The sequence below is a fragment of the Ruegeria sp. CDSB117 genome (genome assembly GCF_059611005.1).
Genome location: NZ_JBXWOS010000012.1, coordinates 17,173 through 43,969 on the forward strand (window position 1 = coordinate 17,173; position 26,797 = coordinate 43,969).

The following is a 26,797-nucleotide window of genomic DNA, read 5'->3' on the forward strand; positions in this document are numbered from 1 at the left end:
GCCTCATACTTTCAAAAACGAAAAAGGAGGCGCGTTTTGAGCTGGAACATTTGTGTCATCGGAGCAGGCAAGATCGGTCAGATGATCGCGACCTTGCTGAAGTCATCGGCCAATTACTCGGTCACAGTGGCCGACCGGGATTTGGCTGCGTTATCAGCATTGAACAAGCAAGGCATTTCGACCCGGCAGGTCGATGTGAGCGACGAAGCGCAATTGACCGAAGGCCTGGGTGGGTTCGATGCCGTAATCTCGGCGGCCCCGTTCTTTCTGACGCCGAAAATTGCCAAGGCGGCCAAGGCCGCTGGTGCACATTACTTTGACTTGACCGAAGACGTTGCGGCGACCAATGCCGTGCGTGACTTGGCACAAGGCAGTGATACGGCGTTCATGCCGCAATGTGGTCTGGCACCGGGTTTTGTCGGTATCGCAGGGGCATCGCTGGCGGCGGAATTCGATGAAATAGACAGCCTGCATATGCGGGTGGGGGCGCTGCCGCTCTATCCAACCAACGCGTTGAAATACAATCTGACCTGGTCCACCGACGGGTTGATCAACGAATACTGCAACCCTTGCGATGCCATTGTGAATGGTGAACGGGTCAAGACCGCTCCGCTGGAGGATTATGAGCTGCTTGGCCATGACGGGGTGGAGTACGAATGCTTCAACACCTCTGGTGGGTTGGGGACTTTACCCGAAACGCTGGACGGCAAAGCGCGGGCAGTGTCTTACCGTTCGATCCGGTACCCGGGCCATTGCGATATCCTGAAATTGCTTCTGAAGGACCTTGGCCTGGAACATCGCCGCGACCTGTTGAAGGATATTTTTGAGACCGCGCTGCCGCGCACCGATCAGGATGTGGTTTTGGTCTATTGCACCGCAAAGGGCATGATCGACGGCGCGCTGCGCGAGAAATCCCTGATCAACAAAAGCTTTGCCCGCACGATCAACGGGCAGGTCTGGAGTGCCATTCAGGTCACCACCGCCGCAGGCGTTCTGGGCGTGGTTGATCTGATGCGGACCGGCTCGCTGCCCGCGAAGGGCTTTGTCCGGCAGGAACAGGTGAACCTGTCCGATTTCCTCAATACCGAATTTGGCCGGCTTTATCGTGCCGGTGACGTAACCGAACAGAACAAGGCGGCCTGAGATATGAAAGACATCGTGATGACAGCCCAAACCACCCTCGCAAATCTGGATCTGACCGAGGCCGAACTGACCGGCGGCACGCTCAAAGTGACGTCTCCGATTGATGGCAGTGTGTTGGCAGACGTGCATGAAACACCCGTTGCCGACATGGATGCCATATTTGCCCGTTCTAAAACGGCGTTCAAAGAATGGCGGACCGTTCCGGCACCGCGCCGGGGTGAGCTGATCCGCCTGTTGGGAGAGGAACTGCGCGCCGCCAAGGACGATCTGGGTGCTCTGGTCAGTTGGGAGGCTGGCAAGATCACCTCGGAAGGTCTGGGCGAAGTGCAAGAGATGATCGACATCTGCGATTTTGCTGTTGGTCTTTCGCGGCAATTGTATGGTCTGACCATTGCGTCGGAACGTCCGGGTCACCGGATGATGGAGACGTGGCATCCAGCAGGCCCGGTCGGCGTGATCTCGGCCTTCAACTTCCCGGTTGCGGTGTGGTCGTGGAATGCGGCAGTGGCGCTGGTTTGTGGTGACCCGGTGATCTGGAAGCCATCCGAGAAATCTCCGCTGACCGCGATGGCTTGTCAGAAGATTTTCGAACGCGCGCTGGCCCGGTTTGGCGATGCGCCGGATAACCTGCTGCAAACCCTAATCGGTGGTGCGGCGCTGGGCGAGGCCTTGGTCGCAAGCGAAGACGTTCCGATTATCTCGGCCACAGGGTCCACCCGTATGGGTCGCGCCGTCGCGCCCATCGTGGCGCAACGCTTTGGCAAGTGCATTCTAGAACTGGGTGGCAACAACGCGATGATCGTTGGTCCTTCGGCCGATCTGGAAATGGCTGTCCGTGCGGTTGTGTTCTCGGCAGTAGGTACGGCCGGTCAGCGCTGTACCACGCTGCGCCGCCTGATCGTACATAACTCGATCCGCGAAGAACTGGTGGGTCGTCTGAAAAAAGCCTATGCGGGATTGCCTATCGGCAACCCGCTGGTCGAAGGCACGCTGATTGGCCCGTTGGTAGACGAAGCCTCGGGCGCGGCCATGACCGCAGCGCTTGAGGCTGCCAAGGCCGAAGGTGGAACCGTGCACGGTGGACGTCGCGTGACCGAGGGTGTGCCTGCGGGCGTCTATATGGAACCGGCCATTGTCGAAATGCCAGGCCAGACGGCGGTTGTGAAAACCGAAACCTTTGCGCCGATCCTCTACGTCATGGGCTATGACGATTTTGATGGCGCGATTGAGCTGCAGAATGACGTCCCGCAAGGCCTGTCTTCTTGCGTCTTTACCCTGAACATGCGCGAGGCCGAGCAGTTCCTGACCGCAGCCGGGTCGGATTGCGGCATCGCCAACGTCAATATCGGCCCGTCAGGTGCCGAGATCGGCGGAGCCTTCGGCGGTGAGAAGGAAACCGGTGGCGGGCGCGAAAGCGGCTCGGACGCGTGGAAAGCCTATATGCGTCGTCAGACGAATACTGTGAATTACTCGGCTGAGCTGCCCTTGGCGCAGGGCGTCAAGTTCGACATCTGAACCAGTTATCCAGCGGCGCCTTAAAGCGCCGCTGGACGTTTCAGATTAATCGGCAAAAAGATAATCAAGGCTCATGATGGCTTGCGCCTTGTCCAGCGACACGCCCAGAAACTCGGCAATCGCGGTCTCATTCTCAATATTTGAGTTGGCCTCGCGGATACGCAGGTATCCGTCAAACTCTGCCTCGCGGATCAATTCGGATTCGTGCACCAGTGAACTGCGCAGCGCCGGGATCAGACGGGCCACGGTTTCCCGAGGACTGCTGTCCCCGGCCAACCCAACCCGGCGAGCGTGACCGATCAGATAGTCGTCGGAATACTCGCACTCGATTTCCAGAACATGGCTGCGGGCCTGAACCGAGCAGAAATCCTGAATGATATCCAGATCTGCAGGATCCACGCACAAGACCAGCTTGTTGGAACCAAAGCTTTCAAACAGCATGCGAGCCACCGCGCGCCGGTGCCGCGTGCGCTTGGCCAGAGACGATTCAATGCCACCCAGATCAGGCAGAGAAGTGTCTTCTTCGTTGAACAGGTATTCGACGCAGGGAATGTCGGTTTCCGAGACGATCTGGTCCACCAACCGTTTGGCAACATGCCATTTCTTGCTCACGATCAGAAACACTTCGCGCTCAGGGCCCAGGGAATTGCCCGCCTCCCAGAACCGCTGCGCATAACGTCGCCCCACCCGGCCGCGCCCGGTCAGAAAGCTGTAAAGATTGCGGCCTTCGTCCGAGATGTGAAACGTCATCCCTTCGGTTGCGTACATCTGACCCAACCTGTACTTCAGCTCATGGGCTTCGGGGCTGATCTTGCGGGCGAACAGGTAATCTTGGGACAGCAGCAAGTCATAGTGATCGTTGTAGAACGTCACCGGCATGCCATAATCTGAGAACATCAGAAATGTGGGCGTTCGGTTGTCGATCTCAGTCTTGGGGATCAGATGGCGCACCAAAGTCTGAAAAAAGGTCTCGTCCGGAATCCAGGTGGTCGAGAAGAACCGTTTCACATCGGGACGCTTTTGCAGAAAATCCAGAATCATTTCGATGGTCCTACGGCGCAGGCACCACCATTGGCTGCCGATCATTATCTGAACGTCTGACGGAATCTCGCGCGTCAGACCAAACCGTTTTTGCAGATTGTACGACCCGTAAAACAGCTTGGCCTGTGTGCGTTCGTTGAAATAGTGCCGATAGATGAGCCGGTCCTCAACCATGCCGGTCTTGATCCAGTTGCTTTCCAGGAAATCATGGCTTTCGACGAAATCAACGTCGTGCTGGTTCAGAAAGTCGTGGATGTACTCAGCCGATTTGATCGGCATGCAGTCACCCGACACCATGTAGAAATGAGTGGCGCGGGGAAACGCATCCACAGCGGCCTGCAGGGCATTCAGCGTGGCCTGAACCAGTGACCACGCCCCCCAGCCGCATTTGATGCGCTTGCTGGCAAAGGTGACATTGAGATTGTCTTTCAAAGCCTCGCGAATGCGTGCGTAAGCAGTCGCACTGGCCCGCGCGTCAAAGTGGATCGCCATGCAATCCCCGGCTGCGGTCAATTGCTCGGCCTGCGCGATGATCGCGTCAGGGTCTTTGTGACAAAGCAATATGTAGGCAATTCTTGCCATATTGGCCTATTGTTTTCCGTTTCTGCCCGTTTCCAACCGTGATACTGAGGATGAGCGATTGAATAAATAGAATATTTTTGGTTTTTTGGTTTCAAATGCTGGCGCGTCAATATTGAGACCAGATCAGCAAAGGAGGCACAGCAGATGGGTTTTCCCGGAACATGGATGACCGAAAGCGAAAGCATGGTTTACCGTGTGGTGCCGAAATGCGCGTGTTCGACCATTGGTCAGATCATGTTTTATTCGGATCACGGGCAGTTTTTTGACGGTGATATCCATGACGCGAAGGACGGGATGCACAAATGGGCCTTCGGCCCAAGTCAGGATCAGATATCGGGCAATGTGCGGGATCACAAATCCCTGGCCTTTACGTGCGTGCGCAACCCCTACACCCGAATTCTAAGCTCGTTCTTCGACAAGATCTGCGGCATTCAGCGCAATGGCAAGCGGTATCGGGGCAATCTGGTGCCGACCTTGATCTACAACTACGGGATCGAGGTTGGCGGTGATGACGGTAAGGGTGAGTTTGATCAGATCGCCAGTTTCCGCCGGTTTTTGCTGTTTGCTCGTGATACGATCCGCTGGCGGCGTCCGATGGATCCTGACATTCACTGGTCGGCCATGTCCGGGCATGTCTCGACCTTCATCGTGAATGGTGGGCAATACGATCAGATTTTCTGGACTGAGCAGTTCAATGAAGGAATGCAAAGTGTCCTTGATCGGTTAGAGACACCGCACGCTGTGAATTTGTCCGAAATCCCGCGATTCAATGAATCCGAAGGCCACGGGCCGAAACGTGCGCATCCTGTCGAGGACTACTTTGACGATCTTTCGATGCACCTGGTCTACGAGATCTACAAACACGATTTCGAGCTGTTCAAATACGATTTTGAAAACCCGGGCAACAAGATGCCAATCGGTGAGATTGATCTGGACGAAGTTCACGCCAAGCTGGGCGACTAGGCGAACGAGTCAGCGATCGATCAGGCGCTCTTTCAGGCCGGTCGGGTATAGCTCTGGACCGCCGATATCCAGAGCATCCAGACTGAACCATCCTGCCGTCCAATTCAGGCCATTGTCTTCGGTGAATGAAATCGGCGCGTCGGGCCAATTCAAAAGCTCGGGGCACTGAATCTCGGCCACAAAGATGATCTCATGCCCCTGATGCCCTTCATGCTGGTACAGGTTCTCGATCACCAGCGGTTGCCCACTGACTTCAACTGTCACATCGAGCTCTTCCTTGAACTCACGCTTCAGCGCGTCACGCCATGTTTCGCCGAATTCGACCGATCCGCCCAAAGGGCGAACACCCTTGATGCGACCGTCGTCATTTGGGACTTCGGCTGCAAGAAGGCGGTCCCCCCGCCAATGTAAGCCGATGGCTTTGACACGGATACCGTTATGCGGGCGCCAGAATGTCATACTTGTCACCGATTGTGCCATGGATGCCGTTGAATAAAAAAGAAAAAGGTCTCGCTAAATGAGCTAGCGAGACCTTTGAAGTTATTGCAGTTTGGGTGGTTTGGAAACCGCTTCTTCAGACTTGGCGCACGGCACCTTTCGCGGCACTTGTCGCTAGCTTGGCATAGGCCTTGAGCGCGGTTGACACCTTGCGCTTGCGCGGTGCGGCCGGAACCCATCCCTTTTCGTCCTGCTCTTCGCGGCGGGCGGCCAGTTCTTCGTCAGACACGGCCAGATGAATCGTCCGGTTGGGGATGTCGATCTCGATCTTGTCGCCTTGCTTGACCAGCCCGATTTCGCCACCCTCGGCGGCCTCTGGTGAAACGTGGCCAATCGACAGACCCGAGGTGCCACCCGAGAAACGCCCATCGGTCAGCAGGGCGCAGGCTTTGCCCAGACCCTTGGATTTCAAGTAAGACGTCGGATAGAGCATTTCCTGCATCCCCGGACCACCGCGCGGACCTTCATAGCGGATCACCACCACGTCGCCTTCTTTGACCTTGCCGGTCAGGATGTCGTTCACGGCCTGATCCTGGCTTTCGCAGACATAGGCAGATCCAGCGAACGTCAGGCTGTTGGGATCAACGCCTGCCGTTTTCACGATACATCCTTCGCGCGCGATGTTGCCAAACAGGACCGCCAGACCACCATCCTGACTGAACGCGTGTTCCTTGGATCGGATCACACCGCCTTCGCGGTCGGTGTCCAGTTCCTTGTACCGGTTCGACTGGCTGAATGCCTGCGTCGTGCGCACACCGCCGGGCGCGGCCTTGAACAGGTCCTGCGCTGCGGGGTTGTTGGCGACCTTGATGTCCCAATTGGCAATCGCTTCGCCCATGGTCGCCGAATGCACGGTGCTGCAATCTTCGTGTAGCAGTCCCGCGCGGCTGAGTTCACCGAGGATCGAGAAGATGCCACCGGCGCGGTGCACGTCCTCCATATGAACATTCTCAGTATTGGGCGCGACCTTGCACAGACACGGCACCTGACGGCTCAGGCGGTCCATATCGGTCATGGTGAAATGCACTTCACCCTCATGTGCGATGGCCAGCAGGTGCAACACCGTGTTGGTCGAACCGCCCATGGCGATATCCAGGCTCATCGCGTTTTCAAAGGCGTCGAACGTGGCGATTTCGCGCGGAAGGAAGCCTTTTTCGTCCAGATCGTAGTGGCGTTTGGTGATTTCCACGATCCGGCGACCTGCCTCAAGGAACAGCTCTTTGCGGTCCGCATGGGTGGCCAGGGTCGAGCCATTGCCCGGCAGCGCCAGCCCCAGAGCCTCGGCCAGACAGTTCATCGAGTTTGCGGTGAACATACCGGAACATGAGCCACAGGTTGGGCAGGCGTTCTCTTCGATGTGCTGGACCTGTTCGTCGGTGAACCTGTCGTCTGCGGCGGCGACCATTGCGTCAACCAGGTCGATCTTCTTGGCGTCCAGATCGGCGATGTCGATCTTGCCGGCCTCCATCGGTCCGCCCGAGACAAAGATCGCCGGGATGTTCAGGCGCATCGCGGCCATCAGCATGCCGGGGGTGATCTTGTCGCAGTTCGAAATGCAGACCATCGCATCAGCACAGTGGGCGTTGACCATGTATTCGACCGAATCCGCGATCACTTCGCGCGAGGGCAGAGAATACAGCATTCCGTCGTGGCCCATGGCGATACCATCATCGACCGCGATGGTGTTGAACTCTTTCGCAACACCTCCAGCGGCTTCAACCTCGCGCGCGACCATCTGGCCCAAATCTTTCAGGTGCACGTGGCCCGGCACGAACTGGGTGAAAGAGTTGACGATAGCGATGATCGGTTTGCCGAAATCGTCGTCACCCATTCCGGTGGCGCGCCACAGGCCGCGGGCACCGGCCATGTTGCGGCCATGGGTTGAGGTTCTGGATCGGTACATTGGCATGATGCTGTTTCCCTTTTGCCCCGGTTGCGATATTCGGGTTGCGTACGTTATAGCGCACGTACCACATGTGCGCTATAACGCACAAGAGGATTCGAGAGACGATCAAGATGGCACCGGACGAAATTACGTTAAAACTACGCGATGTGCGGGCGGCCTCGGGGTTGAGCCTGTCCAAAGTGGCCGAGATGACGGGTGTCAGCAAAGCCATGCTGGGTCAGATCGAACGAGGCGAATCCAGCCCGACCATCGCAACGCTGTGGAAAATCGCCAAAGGGTTTCAACTGCCGCTGAGTGCGTTGATCGGAACGGCGGCCCTGCGGGATACCGCCATGCCCGACGTGTTTCACACGGTGACCTTTCCCGGCAGCATTGAGGTCAAGATCGTCTTTCCCTTCGATCCTGCGCTGGGCGCCGAAACGTTTCACGTCGACCTTGCCCCAAACCAAAGCCACGAATCCGCAGCCCATGCCGCAGGGGTGACCGAAGAAGTGTTTGTGCTGAACGGATCGCTTGAGATTCTCCGTGATGGTGACTGGGTACCGCTACAGGCCGGGCAGGGCCTGCGCTTTGCAGCCGATCTGCCGCATGGTTACAGGGCGGGGACGAATGGCGCTGCGTTTTTGAACATGCATCATTATGCACAACCAGCCGAAGTCACCTGAGGCAACGCGCTCGCTGGAAAGGTTGGGCGACAAGAAACAAATATGTGACCCAAGTACAAAGCTATGACTTTATGTCGAGGTGGCACACAGCGCGGGTCGCGCTGTGTACGGGTTCTTTTGCACGAACCGATCAGTTCGACGCAGATTGCAGCTTAGAGCTGTACTCGGACAGCGAGCTGGAAACGATATCGTACCACTCGCCCGACTGCCGCATTTCGTTCAGGCCATTGTTCAGCATCGAGATATACTGCAGCCCGTATGGGTTGGATTTATGGGCCAGCAGGCGAATGGTGGACAGATGGGTGAAGTTCTCATTCTGAACCACCTCGTTTTCCATACCCAAAGCCGCAATTGCCCCATTGGCTTGCTGAATAGCCATCCCGGTGGCGTCCGCGGTTCCGTTCATGACCGCCTCGATGCACTCTTCCGGGGTGCGGGGGCGAACAAGCGTGATTTTGGGTTCGACCAGGCCGGCCTCTTCCAGGTCATTGGTAAAGAACCCATCCATACGACAGAATACGGCCCCTTCCAGCTCTTCGATGGAGGCTGCGCCTGCATATTTGCTGTCGGGAAGAGTGAAATACCCAACGACCGATTCATACAATGGCTGTGATGCGTAGAACCCGTTACAGCGATAAAGGCTGTCTTCACCCATGGCATCGGGGTTTTTTGCGCAATCTGGCACAACCCAGGCAACGGCGATGTCATACGCTCCGGCGGGCAGAAGTGTGTAAAGATGCGAGTTGAAATCGTTCACCCAACCCTGGTTGTATTCGCGCTTGTTGCCCGCACGATGCAGGGCCGTTGTTGACAACCGCATCAAAAAGCCGCCACCCGAAAGACCTTCGTCCGTATAGGGTGCCCAATCGTTCCCGGCCAAAAGACGAATCGGTGGCTCGTAAACGTTTCTGGGTTTGATTTTTGCGGCTTTTTCTTCCTCTCGCTCAACAACTTCGTTGAACTGCGATGTAGCGGTCAGTCGGCCGTCAGCGCATGGCAAGTTCAGAATTGTACCAGGGGTCAGATTGTTCGGATTTCCGGCAATGACGTTTCTGTTTGCGTTGAAGATGATCTGGTAATCCCGAGAGCCATATGCCGTTTCGGAAATAGTCGCCAGCGTTTCGCCTGCTTCTACTGTGTACGATTCGCACGCGACCTGCGCCGCAGCACTTATCGGTGAGATCAAGGCAGCCAGACCCAGGGTCATGAGGCCAAACTTAATTCCAGGGGTGTTCATTTCGTTCTCCTGTAGAGTGAGTTTTTTCAACGTGCACCAGGGTCCCGGTTTTTTGTTCTATCACCCTAGTGACGTTGTGTTTTTTCTTTCGCTTACAAAATGGTAGGAAAGATGTGCCGCGCCGATTAAAATTTTACAGACTGCGGGGGAAAGCGTTTGTTCTTTTCCTGATTGCCCGTTTCCTTTGCTTCAGCGCCGATTTGTATTGGCTGTTTCCACGGCCTGAGTTCGGGCGCTTTCACAGATACTCCGGGGTACATTGACGTGGGGAAAACCGACCTTTTTGGGGCGGAAAGTGCGTTTTTTTGGGTTCAACCCTTGGTGGAGTGATAAATTACACACGGACATAAGCCCGATAAGCGGGGCTTTAGTCTTACACGCATCACTATTTGGGGTGTTTGCAACCCAGAGTATGCATGTGGTCAAACGGGTGCGCGCACAGGTCTGGTTCCTGAGAGCGCTCGCGTCAGTTGGTTTTGCCCAACATAGTCCCAATCATTCGCACATGCAGGTTCAGAGGCGTCCGTTAGCGTCATCATCCCATCCAGCCTTGAACCCGAATGCGCGCGCGTATAGGGAAAAACCAAACGCGTTTAGGGGAGGCTTTTATGCAGGACGATCCGAAAACCCTCGTTTCTACCGAATGGCTTGCTGCCCATCTCAAGGACCCGGATCTGCGGGTACTGGACGGGTCATGGTATCTGCCACAGCAAGGGCGCGACGCAAAGGCCGAATACAATGCCGCTCATATCCCCGGCGCACGGTTCTTTGATATCGATGACATTTCGGACCACCGCTCGGACTTGCCGCATATGGCGCCCCCGGTCGAAAAGTTCATGTCCCGCCTGCGGGCGATGGGCGTGGGCGACGGCCATCAGGTTGTCGTCTATGATGGGGCCGGTTTGATGTCTGCCGCCCGCGTCTGGTGGTTGTTCCGGTTGATGGGGCAGGAAAACATCGCCGTTCTGGATGGTGGTCTGCCGAAATGGCAGGCCGAGGGGCATGAGATCGAAGATCTGCCGCCGGTGATCCGCGACCGCCACATGACCGTCCGGGTCCAGAACCATCTGGTCCGCGACGTTACGCAGGTATCTGCCGCCGCCAAGCTGGGAGATCATGAGATCATCGACGCACGCTCTGCCGATCGTTTTGCCGGAACCGGGACAGAACCGCGTGAGGGTCTGCGAACGGGCCGCATTCCCGGATCGCGCAACGTGCCCTTTGGCACGCTGCTGAACAAGAACGGCACGATGAAATCCCCCGAGGAATGCCGCGCCATCTTCGAGTCCGCAGGTGTGGATCTGTCGAAGCCGGCCATCACATCCTGCGGGTCGGGTGTGACCGCCGCAATCCTCAGCCTTGCGCTTGAGCGCATGGGCAAGAAAGACCACTCGCTTTATGACGGCTCCTGGGCTGAATGGGGTGCCTTCCCGACCCTGCCCGTCGCAACCGGAGAGAACTGATGTTCGAAAACCTCAAACCGCAGCCTGCCGACAAGATTCTGGCGCTGATGCAGGCGTATCGCGAAGACCCGCGCGATCAAAAGATCGACCTGGGAGTTGGTGTTTACAAAAATGCCGAGGGCGTGACCCCGGTGATGCGTGCGGTGAAAGCGGCCGAAAAGCGCATCCTGGAAGAGCAAGAGAGCAAGGCCTACACCGGATTGGCGGGCGACCCGGCTTATGCCGATGCAATGATTGGCCTGATCCTGGGCACCTCGGTTCCACGCGGCAACATCGCTGCCGTGGCGACGCCCGGCGGAACCGGTGCCTGCCGTCAGGCGTTTGAGATGATCCGCATGGCCAACCCATCGGCCCGCGTGTTCGTGTCTAACCCCACTTGGCCGAACCACTTGTCGATCCTGAACTACCTGGGGATGGAGACGGTCCAATACCGGTATTTCGACGGCGAAACCCGTGGCGTCGATTTCGACGGCATGATCGAGGATCTGAAAACCGCGAATGCTGGCGACGTAGTCCTGCTGCACGGCTGCTGTCACAACCCGACAGGCGCCAACCTGAACATGGTGCAGTGGCAGGAGGTCGTGAACCTGATCAACGATCGCGGCCTCGTGGCAATGATCGATATCGCCTATCAAGGCTTTGGTGACGGTCTTGAGGAAGACGCGCAGGCAACCCGACTGGTGGCCTCGTCGGTCAAGCGTTGCCTGATTGCAGCGTCCTGCTCGAAGAATTTCGGTGTCTACCGCGAGCGGACCGGCCTGTTGATGGCCATCAGTGATGACCCGGCGCAGACAGCCCTTAACCAGTCCACGCTGGCCTTCCTGAACCGTCAGAACTACTCGTTCCCGCCAGATCACGGTGCGCGGGTCGTGACGACGATCCTGAACGACGAAGCCCTGCGTGCTGACTGGGCGGCTGAGCTGGAAGAGGTGCGCCTGTCCATGCTGGGCTTGCGCCAACAACTGGCAGACGAGCTGCAGGCCCAAAGTGGGTCCGACCGCTTTGGGTTTGTCGCCCAGCACCGCGGCATGTTCTCGCGTCTGGGGGCGGCACCGGAACTGGTCGAAAAGCTGCGCGCGGACCACGGCATCTACATGGTTGGTGACAGCCGGTTGAATATTGCTGGATTGAACGCGACGACAGTTCCGATTCTGGCCAAGGCGATCATTGACGTCGGTGTCTGATTCAAGCCAATAAATCAGAAAACCCGGGCGCGAACGCCCGGGTTTTTTTGTTTTCGAGTGGCAGGCTCTTAGCCTTTCGAAAACTCTGGATAAGCTTCCATACCCAGTTCTGCCATGTCGAGGCCGTTGATCTCGTCTTCTTCGCTGACGCGGATGCCGACCGTCGCCTTCAGAATTGTCCACAGGATCAACGCGCCAACAAATGTGAACACACCATAAGCTACGATACCGGTCAGCTGTGTGATCAGGTTTGCTTCGCCGTAGAAGATCACGGCGATGGTGCCCCAGATGCCTGCGAACAGGTGAACCGGGATGGCACCGACAACGTCGTCGATCTTGAACTTGTCCAGCATCGGAACCGCGAAGACCACGATGATGCCGCCAACTGCGCCGATCCACAGCGCTCCAAACAGGGTCGGGGCAAGCGGTTCTGCAGTGATCGAGACCAGACCGGCCAGCGCGCCGTTCAGCACCATGGTCAGGTCAGGTTTCTTGTACAGCACCTGCGTCATGACCAGGGCTGCGATAGCACCAGATGCGGCGGCCATGTTGGTGTTGGCGAAGATGCGGGACACGTCGGATACGTCACCTACGGTGCCCATCGCCAGTTGCGATCCGCCGTTGAAACCGAACCAGCCCAGCCAAAGGATGAACGTTCCCAGAGTTGCCAGCGCCAGGTTGGAACCGGGCATCGGGTGGACTTTGCCGTCTTTGTACTTGCCAATGCGGGGGCCAAGGATCAGGCAGCCCGCCAGAGCGGCCCAGCCGCCGACCGAATGCACAACTGTCGAACCGGCGAAGTCGGAAAAGCCCATGGCATCCAGCCAGCCGCCGCCCCATTTCCACGACCCCGAGATCGGGTAGAGGATACCAGTCAGCACTATGACGAAGACCAGGAAGGGCCACAGCTTTATGCGCTCGGCCACGGCACCGGACACGATGGATGCGGTTGCTGCCACAAAGACCAGCTGGAAGAAGAAATCCGAACCGATAGACGCGTAGTCTAACGCCGCGTCTGCGGGCGCAACACCCACGGCATCAAGCACGGTCGGACCGCCAAGGGCAAAGAAACCATTAAAATCGCCCGGGTACATCGTGTTGAAGCCGACCAGCCAGTACATGATCGCGGCAATCGAAAACAGCGCGATGTTCTTGATCATCTGCATGGCAACGTTCTTGGAACGCACCAGACCGCCCTCGAGCATGGCAAATCCTGCTGCCATGAAGAAGACAAGGAAGCCTGCCATCAGGAACAGCAGGGTGGTAAAAATATACTGGGTATGCAGCGCTGCTTCGCCCTCGGCGACCTCTTGCGCCAGACCCATCTGCGGCAGCACGACTAGCGCGGCGGCTGGGATGAGAGATTTCATCAGGTTCATTGTCAGTCCTCGAATGCTTTGGAGTGGCGGCGCTTACAGCGCCTCTTCGTTCGTTTCCCCGGTCCGCACGCGCAGCGCCTGCTCGACATCAAGGACGAAAATCTTGCCGTCACCGATCTTGCCGGTCTTGGCGGTTTTGGTGATGGTCTCGACGATCTGGTCGGCCATCGTGGCGGGCACCACGATTTCAAGCTTGATCTTGGGCACGAAATTCACCGCGTATTCGGCCCCACGATAGATTTCGGTGTGGCCCGATTGCGAGCCGAAGCCCTTGATCTCGGTCACCATCATGCCGCGCACGCCGGCCTCGGTCAGTGCCTCGCGCACCTCCTCCAGCTTGAACGGCTTGATTGTCGCAATGATCAGTTTCACGTCTGTCCCCTCTTCCTTTCCGGCGGAACCGGTTTGTTTGCACCTGCAGAAAGAGAGCGTGACTGACCGCAGTAAGAAACGGTCAGGGTGGGAGAACGCAGGGGAAAAGGGGGGTGAGGTGCACAATTTTTGCACAAAAAAACGTTGATGCCCAAAAATCAGGCGAAATATTGAGGCCGGTTAGCGGAATTTCATACCTCTACTTCGCGCCAGTGGCAGGGTATGGTGCCTCAAAATGATAACCGGGCAGAGTTTGAGCATGACTGAGTCCAAGCGCCGCAAGACATCGCTTGTTGCGGACAAAAGATACCCTTCCAAAGGGCGCAAACCCGCGACCACAAAGCGGACGACAAAGCCCGCCGGCAAGAAGGCGACGGCGCGTAAAACGTCGACGCGCAAAACCGCCCGAAAGAAAACCCGCAAGACGTCCGGTGGCGGCGGCGGCTTCTTTCGACGCATGTTCCGTTGGATCTGGCGGTTGATTTGGGGTGTGACCTGGCGTGTGGGCGCCGTGGCCGCGATGCTGTTGGCTTTGGCGGTCGGCGTTGTCTACTCCTCTTTGCCAGATGTCGATGCCTTGTTGGATGGTCGCGCACGCGGGTCGGTGACCCTGCTGGATCGTGATGGCAAGGTCTTCGCCTGGCGGGGTGATCAGTTCGGTGGTGTCATCACGGCCGATACCGTATCGCCCCATCTGAAGAACGCGGTCGTCGCGACCGAGGACAAACGATTCTATCGCCATTTCGGCGTCAGCCCGCGCGGCGTCGCGAGCGCCGTGCGCATCAACCTGAGCGAAGGACGCGGACCGCTGTCGGGGCATGGTGGGTCGACCATCACGCAGCAGACGGCCAAGCTGTTATGTCTGGGTGTGCCATATGAGCCTAGCGAATGGGAATCTGAGGCTGCATATGAATCCGATTGCCGTCAGGGCTCGCTCTGGCGCAAGGCCAAAGAGGCGGTCTATGCGATGGCGATGGAGGTCAAGTATTCCAAGGACGAGATCCTGACCATCTATCTAAACCGGGCCTTCCTGGGCGCGGGTGCGCGCGGGTTCGAGGCGGCAAGCCAACGTTATTTCGGGATCTCGGCGGCAGAAGTCAGCCCGTCGCAGGCCGCTATGCTGGCTGGTCTGCTGGTGGCGCCGACGCGCTATGCACCGACGAACAACTTGAAACGCTCTCAGGACCGGGCGCAGTTGGTGGTTGGCCTGATGGAGGCGCAGGGGTATCTGACCGCGGCGCAAGCCAGCAGTGCGCGCAGCAATCCAGCGCAACTATCCGAAGCTGCGGCTGCACGGGCGGGCGGTTATTTCGCCGATTGGGTGATGGCGAGTGGACCCGAGTTCTTTACACGCAACACGACCGAAGACGTTGTGATCCGTACCACGCTGGATCAGCGTATCCAGAAATCAGCCGAAGAGGCGCTGCAATTCATCTTTCAGGAGAAGGTCCGCGAGGGATCAAAGGCGCAGGCCGCGATCGTGGTGATGTCGGCGGACGGGGCCGTGCGCGGCATGGTTGGGGGGCGCAAGACCCGCGTGTCCGGCGCATTCAACCGCGCCACGCAGGCGTTGCGGCAAACGGGGTCATCATTCAAACCCTTTGTTTATGCCACCGCGCTGGAGCTTGGCTATTCGCCATTGGATACGGTGGTGGATGAACCTTACTGCGTGAATATTCCGGGGTCCGGTCAGTGGTGTCCCAAAAACTACACCAACAAGTTCTATGGGCGCGTCACGCTGGCGGACGCGTTAAAGAACTCGCTGAATATCCCGGCGGTGAAAGTGGCTGAGATATCCGGGTTGGACAATGTCCGCACGGTGGCCAGCGAATTCGGTATCGATAGTGATCTGGCGCAAGGCCCCGCTCTGGCGCTGGGTGCGTCGGAAAGCACGCTGATCGAGATGACGGGGGCTTACGCCGGAATCCTGAACGGTGGCTCGGCGGTGGAACCCTATGGGCTGACCGAATTGAAGCTGTTGGGCGATCAAACCCCGGTCATGGTGACGACAACCGGCATTGGTGAGCGGGTCATCAACGACAAAGCCGCCAAACAGCTGACGTGGATGATGGAGCGTGTCGTGTCCGAAGGCACCGGTGCGCGCGCTCAGTTGCCCGGTTGGCAGGTCGCGGGAAAGACGGGGACGACTCAGGCAGCCCGCGATGCTTGGTTCATCGGTTTTACGGCAGACTACGTGACGGGCATCTGGATGGGGTATGACGACAACACCCCATTATCCGGTGTGACCGGAGGCGGGTTGCCGGCTGAAATCTGGAAAGAAACCATGCTGCGCGTGACCGAAGGCATGACACCGACGCCGTTGCCGATGCTGGCCCCGGACCCACCGGTCAGAACAGCGCAACCGCAGCAACAGCGCCGTAAGAACCAAACCGGGTTGGATCGGGCTATCAACAATCTGCTGAACAACATTTTCGGTGGAAATTGAAAAAGGCGGTGCGCTGGGCACCGCCTTTTGAATTGAATGTGGGTCCGATCAGAGGCTGTCGTCGAGCGCGCCCAAAATGGCGTCGCCCATTTCCGTGGTCGAAACCGGCGTGACGCCTTCATCTGCCAGCAGGTCGCCTGTGCGGACACCGTCGGCCAGTACCTTCTCGATTGCGGCTTCCAGACGGTCCGCTTCTTCAAGCTGATCAAAGCTGTAGCGCAGGGCCATGGCGAAGCTGAGGATACAGGCGATCGGGTTGGCTTTGCCCTGACCGGTGATATCCGGGGCCGAACCATGGACCGGTTCGTACATCGCCTTGGGGCGGCCATTCGCCATAGGAGCACCCAACGAGGCCGACGGTAGCATTCCCAACGAGCCGGTTAGCATCGCCGCGCAATCCGACAGGATGTCGCCGAACAGGTTGTCTGTCAGAATGACGTCGAACTGTTTGGGCGCACGCACCAACTGCATCGCGCCATTGTCGGCATACATATGGCTCAGCTCGACCTCGGGGTAATCCTTGGCCACACGGTTCACAACTTCGCGCCACAGGATGCCCGATTCCATGACGTTGGCCTTCTCCATCGAGCAGACCTTTTTGTTCCGGCGCATTGCCAGTTCAAAGGCTGAGCGCGCGGCGCGTTCGATCTCAGATTCGGTATAGCGCTGGGTGTTGATGCCAACACGTTCATTGCCTTCCTCGAAGATGCCGCGCGGCTCGCCGAAATAGACGCCCGAGGTCAGCTCGCGCACGATCATGATATCGAGGCCGGCAACGATGTCTTTCTTCAGCGACGAGAAATCGGCCAACGCGTCAAAGCACTGTGCCGGGCGCAGGTTGGAATACAGGTCCATCTCTTTGCGCAGGCGCAGCAAGCCGCGCTCGGGCTTGAGGCTGAAATCCAGATCGTCGTATTTCGGGCCGCCCACAGCACCCAGCAGAACCGCGTCAACCTCTTGCGCTTTGGCCATCGTCTCGTCCGACAGGGGCTTGCCATGCGCATCATACGCGGCACCACCGACCAGATCCTCGCTCACGTCGAATTCCAGGCCGCGTTTCGCACCGAACCAGTCGATGACTCTGCGCACTTCGGCCATGACTTCGGGGCCAATTCCGTCTCCGGGCAGGATGAGGAGCGAGGGGTTGGACATGAAGGATCTCCTTGCGTTTTACGCACAGGCCCTAGCGCCTGTGCGGCATCGGGTCAATGAGACGATCCCGCCTGACGGCAAGGAAAATACAGGTTTGTTTCCGTTAGCGTCTGAAAATTGCGTCAGGTCTGCTTTGCAGGCCAGATCATGGCGCAAAGTGCCGTATCAGCGAGGCAGTTTCAGGTCGACCCAGATCAGCCGGTGACGGCTGGCACTTTCGGCGGTTTTGCGTTCTTCAGTGCCTCCGGGGGGCCAGTGCACCCCGGAATCCACCACCTGCCATTGGGCCGATGGCAAGACGTAATCGACCCGCATTGGACCAACCGTTTTCCAGACCACCGTTGTCAAATCGCCTGAGGGGTCTGCGGGTGAAGGGTCCTGAAGGCGGAGGTCGTTCAAAAACTCTCGGATCGCCTCTTTGCGTCCATCACCTCGCACTGGGTCCAGATTGGCGTCACCCGCGATGACAAACAGACGATCGGGTTTGCGCCCGACTTCACCATCCATGACTGCGGACCAAAGGCGTATTTCGTCCTGGTTTCGCAGTCCATTGCGATCCTCTGGCCCGTCAAACACGGGGGGTGAGGCATGAAAAGTCATCAAATCCAGCTGCCCCGCCGGAGCTTCAATGGGCACAATCCAATGCGCCACGGATGAGAGGCGCTGGACGTTCTGCGCCGGTTCTGACGGGTAGGGGCCTGCGTAATGTTGGGGCAGTTCAGCGCCGGGCAGTTCCAGCCATAGCACGTTGGACAGGTCCTGAACCTGATCCGAAGTGATGGGGTAACGAGACATCACGGCCAGCCCACCTTGTCCGGTGAAGCGACCCCAACCCTGCGCGTCGCCGGGGCCGTGGGTTCGACCATCTCCGTCCAGATCAAGATCCGTTTCCAGGCCAGAATTTGGTTGGGCTGTGAATGTGTGGGGATAGTCCAATCCGGCCTCGCGCAGCCGATTTGCCAGTGCCGCCAGCGCCAGCCCCTCAAAATCCCAATCGATCCCCTGCAAAGCAATTATGTCGGGGCGGGTTTCCGCCAGAACCGCAGTAACCGCCATCACCTGATCATCACCGCGGCGAATATCTCGCAACAGCAACCCCGGGCCATCGCGGCTGAGCTCTGTGTTGAAGGTGGCAATACGGATCGTCTCTGCCTGCGCCATAACGGGCAACAGCAGCAGGATCAGGATGCGGATCATGCGGTCTGGGTAGACTCGGCTGTGGAATAAGCGCGCCGTTTTTCGACGATCAAGTTGGCGATGCGCAGGGTCGCCATGCCACGCATGATCATGCTGGCGGGCAGGAAAGCCCAAGCACTGAGCGTCCAGATCAGCGTCTGAGGATTGCTCAGAGAGATCGGATCGGCATAGTCAGTCAGCAGTTTGATCAGGGCCGGGATCAGGAACGGCAGCAGAATGCCGATGCAAATGTTCAGTCGTCCGTCGCGCTGCAGGCGCGTTACCACATCACCGCCTTTGGTGGGGTCGAACAGCGGAAGATTGGTCCAGACATTGAAGGCGCCGTTTCCGGTCGGCCAGCCGCGCACTTTCACCGCGTAGGCAAAGCTGGCGATCGTCACCAAAGCAGCGACATACGCGACGCTGGCGGAAATACGGACAAGTTCGATCAAGGGTGCGCTTGCATCAGTCGGCAGCATTAGGATGATCAGCCGCACTGGCGAATAGGGAAAGTCGACCACATTTGCGACGCCCAAGCCAAAGGAATAGAAGGTCGTCGTCAGGCCGGTCGGCGTATACGCATTTTTGCAGATCAACGTCAGGAAGGTGACCATCGACATCAGCCCAACAAAGCGCAAACGGTTCACGGGCGGCGCGTCGCGGAACTCGATAAAGCTGGGAAAGGCAGAGTTGTATTCAGCGAATGTCAGGAAAAACGCGAGAATGGCGAGAAAGACGACAATCTCGGTCCCATTCGTAGACGTTACTGGCAGGTACAACGCAGGTGTCAGCACCAGTAGTGCGACCAAAATTCCCCGAATCGCCGCCCCTGTTGTGCGCGCAATCACTATCCAAACCCTTTCAAAACGGATTGACCGTTTCTATTTCTTTGACGGCTTTGTCCCATCTTGCATCCGACTTTTTTGCCGGAGACCACCATTACCGCCAACATTGACGATAAGCGACAATCCGCTCAAGCCAAGGCGTAGAAAACATGTGATTTTGGGCAAAATGATGGCAAAACTGGTGCACCTTTGCATCATCCGTGCCGCAAATTAGGCGTGTATTGGAGGGTGGCCGCTACATGTTGTGATTGCCTGGACTTCAACCCCAAGAACGCGAAAGGGGCCGCCTAGGCGACCCCGATAGGTTGAGTATCCTCAGATTCGCTGCTGGAATCACACCCAGGGGCGGGCCTGGCTTGCGTGATCTTCGAATTTATCGATGTGATGATCTTTCTCCATCGTCAGGCCGATATCGTCCAAACCATTCAGCAAGCAGTGCTTGCGATGTGGGTCGACACTGAACTCGATCACAACGCCATCTGAGGTGGTGATCTGCTGATCTTCCAGATGCACGGTCATGCGAGCGTTTTCGCCTTTGTGGGCATCTTCCATCAGGATCGCGTGGTGCTCTTCCTCGACCACGATGGGCAGAATTCCGTTCTTGAAGCAGTTGTTGAAGAAGATGTCAGCAAAGCTGGTCGAGATCACAACCTTGATGCCGAAATCCTTGATCGCCCATGGCGCGTGTTCGCGCGACGAGCCGCAGCCAAAATTGTCGCCCGCGACCAGAATTTCGGTCTGCCGATAGGCGGGTTTGTTCAGAACGAACTCTTCGTTTTCGCCCCCGTCATCATGATAACGCATCTCATCAAACAGCACGACGCCAAGGCCGGACCGCTTGATGGTTTTCAGGTGCACTTTCGGAATGATCATATCGGTGTCGATATTGATCAGCGGCATTGGGGCGGCCACCCCGTGGACTTTGTCAAACTTTTCCATGTCTACACTCCTGCAGGAGAGGGCCGCGCCCGTGTCCCGCGTTTAAGCTTGTTTCGCTTCTGTTGTTGCGTCGTTGGGTGCGTTCCGGATGAAGAACGCCATAAAGACCAGGCCGAACCCGTTGAACAGCATCTCAATGCCCAGGAAGATACCCAAAATGCTCAGCAGCACCTGCGGATCGCTTCCTACATAAGTCCAGATGATACCGGCAAGGACGATCGACAAGATGCCCGAGATCATCGTGGGCCAGAAAAACTGTGTTCCTTTCATCTGGAACGACAGAATAACCCGCGCGATGCCGCCTGCCATGAACAGGATCAGCATCACGGTCGCCAGTGTCAGGGTTCCCTGCAGCGGGTGGTCCAGGAAGGACCAGCCCAGAAACAGCATCACAGCACCCATGATGAGTGACAGAATTTTGTTGCCGGTGCCTTCAACCGTAAAGCCGCCAACAACTTGCAGCGCACCCGAGATCAGCAGCAACACTCCTGTTACCACCGTCACCGCGACGGATGCCACAACTGGCGCGCCCAGTACAAAGATACCGAACGCTATGGATAGTAGCCCCAGCAGGAGCCATTTGACCCAGTCACTCATGTTTTTAATCCCTCAAATATCTAGATATGAGGGGACCTTACATCAATTCACGGACGTCTGTCAGCCGTCCTGTGATTGCCGCTGCGGCAGCCATCGCCGGGCTCAGCAAATGGGTGCGTCCGCCCCGGCCCTGACGGCCTTCGAAGTTGCGGTTCGAGGTCGCGGCACAGCGTTCGCCGGGCTGCAGCTGGTCAGGGTTCATCGCCAGACACATTGAACATCCTGCCAGCCGCCATTCGAACCCGGCCTCTTTGAAAATCTCGGCCAGACCTTCTTCTTCAGCCTGCGCACGAACCAGACCTGAACCGGGTACGACCATGGCACGCATGCCGTCCTTGACCTTTTTGCCCTTCAGGATCTCGGCAGCGGCGCGCAGGTCTTCGATACGGCCATTGGTGCAGGACCCGATGAAAACGGTGTCAATCTCGACGTCGCTCAGTTTCTGACCGGCTTCCAGACCCATGTATTCGATCGACCGGCGGGCCGCGTCGACTTTGCCGCCTTCGAAATCTTCGGGGTTCGGCACGGTTGCGGTGATCGGCAGAACGTCCTCGGGGCTGGTGCCCCATGTGACGACCGGCGCGATGTCTTCGCCGCGCAGGGTAATGACCTTGTCAAAATGCGCGTCTTCGTCGGTAAACAGCGTTTTCCACCAGGTCAGAGCGGCTTCCCACTGGGCACCTTTCGGCGCGTGGGGGCGGCCTTTGACATATTCATAGGTGGTCTCGTCCGGCGCAATCAGGCCAGCGCGGGCACCGCCTTCGATGGCCATGTTGCAGACGGTCATTCGGCCTTCCATCGACAGATCGCGGATCGCTTCACCGCAATATTCGATGACATAGCCGGTTCCACCGGCAGTGCCGGTCTCACCGATCACAGCCAGAGTGATGTCCTTGGCGGTCACACCGGGCTGCAATTTGCCGGTGATTTCCACCTTCATGTTCTTGGATTTCTTCTGGATCAGAGTCTGCGTGGCCAGAACATGTTCGACCTCGGACGTGCCGATGCCGTGGGCCAATGCGCCAAACGCACCGTGGGTGGCCGTGTGGCTGTCACCGCAAACCACGGTCATGCCAGGCAGGGTCCAGCCCTGTTCGGGGCCGACGATGTGCACGATGCCCTGACGCACATCATTCACCGGGTAATAGTGAATACCAAAATCCTTGGCGTTCTTATCCAGTGCTTCGACCTGAATACGCGATTCGGGGTTTTCGATCCCGTTCACCCGATCCGCAGTGGTCGGAACGTTGTGATCCGGCACGGCGATGGTCTTTTCCGGCGCGCGTACTGGACGGCCCGCCATCCGCAGGCCTTCAAAGGCTTGCGGACTGGTGACTTCGTGCACCAGATGGCGGTCGATATAAAGCAGGCAGGTTCCATCATCGGCTTCGTGCGCGACATGGGCATCCCAGATCTTGTCATAGAGTGTTTTGGGGGACATCGGTCCTCTCCCGTATGTAATGAGAAATAGCTGGCGAGTGGCTGGGCGCCGCTTATAGGCGGGCCAGAACCGTGCGGGCGGCCCCAAAGAACCGTTCACGCAGGCGCGTGCGGTCTTGCAGTGTCGGAGCAGGGGCCAAATAGACTCTCATGCGCCTCAGATATATCGCGTGTGCCCGTCAATCAAGGTTCAATCCGGCCTCGGGCTTGCATCACCCCGAGTTGCTGTCCAAGCTGCGGTTCAGGAGACCTGTATGAACCAAGACCTGATCCCCAGCTCGCTGTCGGAACTCTATGAAAACATGGTCGCGGGGTTTTCCGTGCAGTTCGGCAAACTTGTTGATCTGATCGTCACGCCGGGTTGGCGGCGGCACCAGTTGATAATCATCCTCGCCCTGTGGGCGTTGGCATATGTGCTCAAGCTGGTTACGCAAAACCGGTGGGAAACCTGGGCACGTGCCCGCACCGGCTGGCCCAAATGGCGGCTGCGCACTCTGGTTCAGCTGATGCAGCGCCTAACGCTGGTCTATTTCGTTTTGTTGTCCTGGACGCTGTACCTGATCATGCAGAATGTGACCTGGCCGTCGCACAGTTACATTATCGGCGTGATCGCGACATTGGCCGCCGCATGGCTGGCGATCGCGCTGGTGGCGCGACTTGTCCGCAACCGTACGCTGCGGCGGATCTTCAAATGGGCAATGTGGGTCTATGCAACGCTGGTTGCGCTGAATTTGACCGATGACGTAGCCGAGTTTCTGGACGGCGTGGCGATTTCCATCGGTGATCTGCACATCTCGGCGCTGGGGATTCTCAAGGCCGCTTTGTTGATCGGCGTGCTGCTGACATTGGCCCGCATCGGGACCCGCACGGCCGAGCGGGGATTGCAGAGGAACGACGACATCACGCCTTCGATGCAGGTTCTGTTGGCCAAGGGCATTCAGGTTCTACTGTACGGCGCTGTCTTTATGGCGGCCATCCGCACGCTTGGGTTTGATCTGACAGGTATCGCGCTGTTGTCAGGTGCGATCGGCGTGGGCATCGGGTTTGGCCTGCAAAAGGTGGTGTCGAACCTGATCTCTGGGATCATCATCCTGATGGACCGCTCGATCAAACCGGGCGACGTGATCTCGTTGGGCGACACCTTTGGATGGATCAACGCGCTGGGCGCGCGGTATGTATCGGTGGTCACGCGGGATGGGCGTGAATACCTGATCCCGAACGAAGACTTGATCACCAATCAGGTGGTGAACTGGTCGCATTCGGACCGTTATGTCCGTCTGGATCTGGATTTCGGCACCAGCTACGACGACGACCCGCATCAGGTGCGCGCAACCGCGATCCGGGCGGTTAAATCAGTGAAACGTGTTCTCAGCGGCGGCTCGCATGAGCCGGTCTGCCATATCACCGGGTTCGGCGACAGCAGCGTGGATTACGTGCTGCGGTTCTGGATCAGTGATCCGACCAAGGGGCTGACCAACATTCGGGGCAATGTTTACCTCGCCCTCTGGGACGCCTTCAAGGCCGAAGGGATATCGATTCCCTTCCCTCAGCGCGAGGTTCGGTTGCTGTCGGACGGCGCAGAGCAGCAACAGATCGCCAAAGAGTGAGCGCCTGTGCGGCCCCTAAAGCGCCCGTTCATTGAAATGTTGCATTCCCCTTGTTACCTTATTAGTACCCCTGCGCCGGGGTTTGGCGGCGCGCAACAAAGGAGGACTATGTCCTGTCTCTACATACACAGGCGGGTTTGCCCGCCGATGATGGGGCCAATGTAATGGCCCACTCTCAGTCAATCAGCGACAAGCTGCTTGAACGTATCCTTTCCTCACTTTCCGATGACAAGGCCGAAGACGTCGTGCAGATCAACCTGCAAGGCAAATCGTCGGTTGCGGATCACATGGTGATTGCCTCGGGTCGGTCGACCCGTCAGGTCTCGGCTATGGCGGAAAAGCTGACGGATCGCATCAAGCAGGAATTCGGTTTCACCTCGAAGGTCGAAGGCAAAGATGCCGGCGACTGGGTGCTGATCGATACGGGCGACGTGATCGTCCATATCTTCCGCCCCGAAGTGCGTGAATTCTATCAGCTGGAAAAGATGTGGTTGCCTCAGGGCGGCAGCGCCTCGGCGAACTGAGGCGCCATCCCGGCCTGCATTAACAGGCCGGCGGCGAGAGAAATATGCGTATAAGCATTTGTGCGGTCGGGCGATTGCGTGCCGGACCGGAGAAGGCCCTGCTTGACGATTACCTGACCCGATTTGACCGGACCGGCCGCGCGCTGGGCCTTGGTCCTGCGCGCGTGATCGAGGTCGAAGACAAGAAAAACGCAGGCATGGGCGCCGAGGCCGCGTTGCTGCGCAAGGCCCTGCCGAAAGGCGCGGTGATCTGCACATTGGATGAACGTGGGCGGGTGATGTCCTCGCCTGATTTTGCCAAGAAACTGGGGGGCTGGCGCCAAGCCGGTCGGCAGGATCTGGCGCTGATCATCGGCGGGGCTGACGGAATAGACCCTAATCTGCGGACCGAGGCCGATTTTTCCATCTCATTTGGATCGATGGTCTGGCCCCATATGCTTGTCCGTGTGATGCTGGCCGAGCAACTTTACCGGGCCGCGACCATCCTGTCGGGCGGTCCCTATCACCGAGTCTGATATGGCGCAGCTTCTGATCGTCTACCATTCGCGCACCGGCGGAGCCCGTCAAATGGCCCAAGCCGCCGCGGCTGGAGCGCGGGACGAAGCGGAAACGGTTCTGAAAACTGCGGATCAGACAACGCCTGAGGATTTGCTGGCCGCGGATGGGTATATTTTCTGCGCGCCGGAAAATCTGGCGGCAATTTCAGGTCTGATGAAAGAGTTCTTTGACCGCTGTTATTACCCTGTGCTGGGCAAGATCGAAGGACGGCCTTATGCCCAGATGATCTGTGCCGGGTCCGATGGCGAGAACGCGGCCAGCCAAACCGCGCGGATTGCCACCGGTTGGCGCTTGAAAGAGGTTCAGCCGCCGCTGATTGTCTGTACCCACGCGCAGACGCCCGAGGCTATTCTGGCTGAAAAAACCATCCCGCAAAACCAATTGGATGAGTGCCATGATATTGGGGCTGCGTTGGGTGCGGGTCTGGCGCTGGGTGTGTTCTGAAGATCAGTTCAGCGGGACCAGCGTGGTCTCATCGCCCCAGCCATCGACACTACACCGCGCTTGAATCTGAACCTGTGTCACGCCATCTGGAAGCGCAACACCGGATAGTGAGCGTGTAAAGGGCTGCTCATTCTCATGCGGGTGATGCAATACGCGCATACCCAGTTCATTGCCGTCCATGTCCAGAACACGCCAGCCATCGGCATAGTGATCCCACCCGGTATCGGGATGTCGGATCGTCACGTCGAATCGCCACGTGTCGCCGCTTTGGCTGGCCGCCACGTTTTCAATCATAGAAGGGTCGGCAAGCGCCGGGCTGGCGAGAAAAAGGCTGAGAATCAAATACCGCATGAGGCGATCCTAGGCTGTGTCCGTCGGCTTCGCGATCACGAATCCGTGTCGCGCGGTTGGGACAGCAGGACCAGCCGGGAATGCGACGCAAACTCGCGCCGGTATAGGACACCAAATGTGATCGCCGTGCCCAGCAACAGTGCCACAGGTCCAAGAATCCAGGCAACGGACGCCAGGGCAAAATAAGTCACGCGCAAACCGCGGTTAAAGCTGCGCGCCGCGGTGACGCAGATCTCGGCCGCCTGTGCCGCGCGCGGATAGGCTTGTGGATCCGATGGTTCATTGGGCACCGAGGCCATCAGAACCGCGCAATAGCCAAACAACCGGTGCGCCCAGACATATTTCAGGAATGCATTGGCCAGAAGCAGGATAATGATCAGGATCTTGATCTCCCATACCATGGCCGGAGCGCTGCCGATGGCCAGATCATTGGCGACGCCGGCAAGACTTTCGGTATTGCCCAGCAGGGCCAATCCGCCCCCGATGGCGATCATCGTGGTCGAGGCAAAGAACGTACTGCCCTGCCGCATCGCCGCGACCACCTGCGCGTCAAACATTCGGGGTTGCCGGGTGACCATTTCCCGCATCCATTCTCGACGATAGTCATCCATCATCACTGTGACGGAATGCTTGTTGGGTGACGGGTTTTCGATCCGCCATCCGATCCACAGCCAGGTGATCAGCAACACGGCAATGGCCGCATAATCCAGCGGTGAAAACAGTTGTGCCCGATCAATCCAAGTCATGCTGCGACCTTACGGCCAGACATG

The 26,797-nt window shown here is 57.9% G+C and carries 26 protein-coding genes; 11 read left to right on the plus strand and 15 right to left on the minus strand.

The genetic code is table 11. The features are described 5' to 3' along the window. Positions 1 to 36: 36 nt before the first annotated feature. A complete protein-coding gene (locus tag AC2FJC_RS14360; protein WP_496740015.1) occupies positions 37 to 1,143 on the plus strand; it encodes a saccharopine dehydrogenase family protein in 1,107 nt (368 codons plus the stop codon). An 18-nt stretch (positions 1,144 to 1,161) separates the two neighbouring features. Next, positions 1,162 to 2,658, plus strand: coding sequence for an L-piperidine-6-carboxylate dehydrogenase (amaB, locus tag AC2FJC_RS14365; RefSeq protein ID WP_496740016.1), 1,497 nt, complete (start codon positions 1,162 to 1,164; stop codon positions 2,656 to 2,658). 45 nt (positions 2,659 to 2,703) lie between these two features. Here the strand turns inward: amaB and AC2FJC_RS14370 are convergent, their stop codons facing one another. Further along, entirely contained in the window at positions 2,704 to 4,281 is a 1,578-nt protein-coding gene (locus tag AC2FJC_RS14370) for a DUF5928 domain-containing protein (protein ID WP_496740017.1), read from the minus strand. Positions 4,282 to 4,425: 144 nt separating this feature from the next. Here AC2FJC_RS14370 and AC2FJC_RS14375 point away from each other — a divergent pair, with 144 nt between their 5' ends. Beyond that, positions 4,426 to 5,244, plus strand: a complete 819-nt coding sequence (locus tag AC2FJC_RS14375) for a sulfotransferase family protein (RefSeq protein WP_109311313.1) — start codon at positions 4,426 to 4,428, stop codon at positions 5,242 to 5,244. A gap of 9 nt (positions 5,245 to 5,253) precedes the next feature. Here the strand turns inward: AC2FJC_RS14375 and AC2FJC_RS14380 are convergent, their stop codons facing one another. Then, on the minus strand, positions 5,254 to 5,703 hold the full coding sequence (locus tag AC2FJC_RS14380; protein ID WP_496740018.1) for an NUDIX hydrolase: 450 nt from the start codon (positions 5,701 to 5,703) through the stop codon (positions 5,254 to 5,256). A gap of 115 nt (positions 5,704 to 5,818) precedes the next feature. Beyond that, entirely contained in the window at positions 5,819 to 7,651 is a 1,833-nt protein-coding gene (gene ilvD, locus AC2FJC_RS14385; protein WP_496740019.1) for a dihydroxy-acid dehydratase, read from the minus strand. A 107-nt stretch (positions 7,652 to 7,758) separates the two neighbouring features. Between ilvD and AC2FJC_RS14390 the strand changes: the two genes are divergently transcribed. Further along, positions 7,759 to 8,313: a helix-turn-helix domain-containing protein gene (locus tag AC2FJC_RS14390; RefSeq protein ID WP_108861682.1), complete on the plus strand. Its 555-nt coding sequence runs from the start codon at positions 7,759 to 7,761 to the stop codon at positions 8,311 to 8,313. A gap of 130 nt (positions 8,314 to 8,443) precedes the next feature. Here AC2FJC_RS14390 and AC2FJC_RS14395 read toward each other — a convergent pair whose 3' ends face one another. Further along, positions 8,444 to 9,550: a peptidoglycan-binding protein LysM gene (locus AC2FJC_RS14395; RefSeq protein WP_496726735.1), complete on the minus strand. Its 1,107-nt coding sequence runs from the start codon at positions 9,548 to 9,550 to the stop codon at positions 8,444 to 8,446. A 608-nt stretch (positions 9,551 to 10,158) separates the two neighbouring features. Between AC2FJC_RS14395 and sseA the strand changes: the two genes are divergently transcribed. Beyond that, complete coding sequence (gene sseA, locus AC2FJC_RS14400) at positions 10,159 to 11,013, plus strand: 3-mercaptopyruvate sulfurtransferase (protein WP_496740020.1); 855 nt, start codon at positions 10,159 to 10,161, stop codon at positions 11,011 to 11,013. Further along, positions 11,013 to 12,197 (plus strand): amino acid aminotransferase, encoded by a 1,185-nt coding sequence (locus AC2FJC_RS14405; RefSeq protein WP_496740021.1) that lies wholly within the window; start codon positions 11,013 to 11,015, stop codon positions 12,195 to 12,197. Before sseA ends, AC2FJC_RS14405 begins: the two co-directional genes overlap by 1 nt. A 68-nt stretch (positions 12,198 to 12,265) precedes the next feature. Here the strand turns inward: AC2FJC_RS14405 and AC2FJC_RS14410 are convergent, their stop codons facing one another. Then, positions 12,266 to 13,576, minus strand: a complete 1,311-nt coding sequence (locus AC2FJC_RS14410) for an ammonium transporter (RefSeq protein WP_496740022.1) — start codon at positions 13,574 to 13,576, stop codon at positions 12,266 to 12,268. Between the two features lie 33 nt (positions 13,577 to 13,609). Next, positions 13,610 to 13,948: a P-II family nitrogen regulator gene (locus AC2FJC_RS14415; protein WP_058273036.1), complete on the minus strand. Its 339-nt coding sequence runs from the start codon at positions 13,946 to 13,948 to the stop codon at positions 13,610 to 13,612. A gap of 259 nt (positions 13,949 to 14,207) precedes the next feature. Here AC2FJC_RS14415 and AC2FJC_RS14420 point away from each other — a divergent pair, with 259 nt between their 5' ends. Next, positions 14,208 to 16,394, plus strand: a complete 2,187-nt coding sequence (locus tag AC2FJC_RS14420) for a transglycosylase domain-containing protein (protein WP_496740023.1) — start codon at positions 14,208 to 14,210, stop codon at positions 16,392 to 16,394. Between the two features lie 48 nt (positions 16,395 to 16,442). On the opposite strand, the gene leuB is transcribed toward AC2FJC_RS14420, so the two are convergent. The 7 genes from leuB to AC2FJC_RS14455 all read right to left on the minus strand — a co-directional run bounded on the left by leuB (position 16,443) and on the right by AC2FJC_RS14455 (position 22,695). Next, positions 16,443 to 17,546, minus strand: coding sequence for a 3-isopropylmalate dehydrogenase (leuB, locus tag AC2FJC_RS14425; RefSeq protein WP_108861675.1), 1,104 nt, complete (start codon positions 17,544 to 17,546; stop codon positions 16,443 to 16,445). 165 nt (positions 17,547 to 17,711) lie between these two features. Continuing rightward, entirely contained in the window at positions 17,712 to 18,743 is a 1,032-nt protein-coding gene (locus tag AC2FJC_RS14430; protein ID WP_496740024.1) for an endonuclease/exonuclease/phosphatase family protein, read from the minus strand. Further along, positions 18,740 to 19,570, minus strand: a complete 831-nt coding sequence (locus AC2FJC_RS14435; RefSeq protein ID WP_496740025.1) for a hypothetical protein — start codon at positions 19,568 to 19,570, stop codon at positions 18,740 to 18,742. Before AC2FJC_RS14435 ends, AC2FJC_RS14430 begins: the two co-directional genes overlap by 4 nt. Positions 19,571 to 19,900: 330 nt before the next feature. Next, a complete protein-coding gene (gene leuD / locus AC2FJC_RS14440; protein ID WP_496726727.1) occupies positions 19,901 to 20,506 on the minus strand; it encodes a 3-isopropylmalate dehydratase small subunit in 606 nt (201 codons plus the stop codon). A 42-nt stretch (positions 20,507 to 20,548) separates the two neighbouring features. Further along, positions 20,549 to 21,103 (minus strand): HdeD family acid-resistance protein, encoded by a 555-nt coding sequence (locus AC2FJC_RS14445; RefSeq protein ID WP_109311305.1) that lies wholly within the window; start codon positions 21,101 to 21,103, stop codon positions 20,549 to 20,551. 37 nt (positions 21,104 to 21,140) lie between these two features. Continuing rightward, on the minus strand, positions 21,141 to 22,544 hold the full coding sequence (gene leuC, locus AC2FJC_RS14450; protein ID WP_496726726.1) for a 3-isopropylmalate dehydratase large subunit: 1,404 nt from the start codon (positions 22,542 to 22,544) through the stop codon (positions 21,141 to 21,143). Between the two features lie 52 nt (positions 22,545 to 22,596). After that, entirely contained in the window at positions 22,597 to 22,695 is a 99-nt protein-coding gene (locus AC2FJC_RS14455) for an isopropylmalate isomerase (RefSeq protein WP_108861670.1), read from the minus strand. A 102-nt stretch (positions 22,696 to 22,797) separates the two neighbouring features. Between AC2FJC_RS14455 and AC2FJC_RS14460 the strand changes: the two genes are divergently transcribed. The 4 genes from AC2FJC_RS14460 to AC2FJC_RS14475 all read left to right on the plus strand — a co-directional run bounded on the left by AC2FJC_RS14460 (position 22,798) and on the right by AC2FJC_RS14475 (position 25,676). Next, a complete protein-coding gene (locus tag AC2FJC_RS14460; RefSeq protein WP_496740026.1) occupies positions 22,798 to 24,150 on the plus strand; it encodes a mechanosensitive ion channel family protein in 1,353 nt (450 codons plus the stop codon). A 164-nt stretch (positions 24,151 to 24,314) separates the two neighbouring features. Further along, positions 24,315 to 24,674, plus strand: a complete 360-nt coding sequence (gene rsfS / locus AC2FJC_RS14465; RefSeq protein WP_058276550.1) for a ribosome silencing factor — start codon at positions 24,315 to 24,317, stop codon at positions 24,672 to 24,674. A gap of 44 nt (positions 24,675 to 24,718) precedes the next feature. Further along, a complete protein-coding gene (gene rlmH / locus AC2FJC_RS14470; protein WP_496740027.1) occupies positions 24,719 to 25,189 on the plus strand; it encodes a 23S rRNA (pseudouridine(1915)-N(3))-methyltransferase RlmH in 471 nt (156 codons plus the stop codon). A gap of 1 nt (position 25,190) precedes the next feature. Then, a complete protein-coding gene (locus tag AC2FJC_RS14475) occupies positions 25,191 to 25,676 on the plus strand; it encodes a flavodoxin family protein (RefSeq protein ID WP_496740028.1) in 486 nt (161 codons plus the stop codon). Between the two features lie 3 nt (positions 25,677 to 25,679). On the opposite strand, the gene AC2FJC_RS14480 is transcribed toward AC2FJC_RS14475, so the two are convergent. Both AC2FJC_RS14480 and AC2FJC_RS14485 read right to left on the minus strand, forming a co-directional pair. Then, complete coding sequence (locus tag AC2FJC_RS14480; RefSeq protein ID WP_496740029.1) at positions 25,680 to 26,027, minus strand: hypothetical protein; 348 nt, start codon at positions 26,025 to 26,027, stop codon at positions 25,680 to 25,682. A 35-nt stretch (positions 26,028 to 26,062) separates the two neighbouring features. Continuing rightward, a complete protein-coding gene (locus AC2FJC_RS14485) occupies positions 26,063 to 26,773 on the minus strand; it encodes a DUF599 domain-containing protein (RefSeq protein WP_496740030.1) in 711 nt (236 codons plus the stop codon). Between the last annotated feature and the right edge of the window lie 24 nt (positions 26,774 to 26,797).